We start from the raw sequence: 1,345 nt of genomic DNA, 5'->3' as shown, positions 1-1,345 counted from the left end.
TGCTTGTCGCGGCCCCGGCATTCCCGTTACTGTCCGATTCGGCACTAGGGCATAATGCCGTGCTCGGGCTCCTGCCGCTGGCCATATTCTCGCCTATCGAGGCAACGGGTTACGTAGGATGCTTCCCGACAGAATTCATTGGCTCCGGTTCAAGCGGTGCATCGATGCTTGCCGTGGCCCTGGCATACGTCGCGGTCTTTTTTGCGGTCGGCGCCGTTGCGACACGTTCGCCCAAACAGCCTGGACCCGCGAAAAAGCACCATGGGCTCGAGCTTCTGGACGCGAGCGTGGGATACGGAAGCACGACGATACTTTCAATCGGATCGCTTTTCCTGAGCCCGGGAACGGCTGCGGGCCTCATTGCCCCCAACGGCTCGGGGAAAACCACCCTTCTTGAAGCGCTGTCGGGCCAATTTCCCACCCGTATCCACTCGGGAAGCCTGGCGGCAGACGGAATCAGCCAACGTCAATCAGCCGAATTTGCAGAACTCGTCTACCTGAGCTCTTCAGGCGGCACGGATCTTTACCCCACGCTATCGGCCCTCGAGCACCTTGCCTTCGTTAGGGAGGAGTGGAAATCGGCCACCGACGTCGACTCGCTCTGCGACTCCCTCGGAATCTCCCCATATCTCGACAAGCCGACCCGTAAACTCTCGACGGGAATGAAGCAGCAGGTAAAGCTTGCCATGGCGATATCGACCGATTGCCCGTACCTCATCCTCGATGAGCCGCTGAACGGCCTCGATCCGGGAAAGCGGAAAACCTCCTGCGACGCGATGCGCAGCGAGGTGGCGCGGGGACGAAGCGTGCTCATTTCAAGCCATCTGCTCGACGACCTGGCAGACCTCACCGACTCGTTCTACTTCATCGAGGCCGGCACGCTCGTGAAAAAGACCGAGTCGTCCTCGCAGACGCTCAAGCAGGAATACCTCGATACATACGAGCGAGGTGAATGACATGAAACTATTTGAACAGCTGAAGTCCAATGCGTCGCGCATGGCTGTCTACGCCATCCTCGTGGCAACGGCTTTATGCGGAATCGCGGCACCCGTCTATGCGCTCAACGGGGAGAAAGGCGATGTCGAACCCGCGTACATGGCTTCGACGGTTAAAGACCGGTACAAAGCCTTCTCTGGAGACACGTTTTACGTAGCAGAGTACGACACGACCTACCGTCAGCTTCGCTACAACAAGGGCTACGACTATCTAGGCGCAGAGGCAATCAGCTATACGTCGGGTTGGTACCGCTCCAGCTATGGACACATAACCCAGTTCAAGTGTAACTACCGTGTGTACAACTAAAGCAACCCGGCCGGGACGAGGGGCGACGCAAAAGCGTCGCCCC

General features: G+C 58.4%; 2 protein-coding genes. Both read left to right on the top strand.

All coding sequences use genetic code 11. The features are described from left to right. Positions 1-956 (top strand): ABC transporter ATP-binding protein (locus tag I4W09_RS10275; protein WP_230318786.1); only part of this gene is annotated, 956 nt, incomplete at its 5' end. A gap of 1 nt (position 957) precedes the next feature. After that, positions 958-1,302 (top strand): hypothetical protein, encoded by a 345-nt coding sequence (locus I4W09_RS10270; protein ID WP_117757882.1) that lies wholly within the window; start codon positions 958-960, stop codon positions 1,300-1,302. Positions 1,303-1,345 lie beyond the last annotated feature (43 nt).

The organism is Collinsella aerofaciens (assembly GCF_015670795.1).
GTDB lineage: Bacteria > Actinomycetota > Coriobacteriia > Coriobacteriales > Coriobacteriaceae > Collinsella > Collinsella aerofaciens_Q.
The sequence above is the reverse complement of the archived record's forward strand: the minus strand, read 5'-3'. Positions and strand labels throughout refer to the sequence as shown.

Coding starts and splice junctions, on each gene's coding strand:
- I4W09_RS10270 (WP_117757882.1), top strand. CDS start 958: ATGAAACTATTTGAACAGCTGAAGTCCAATGCGTCGCGCATGGCTGTC.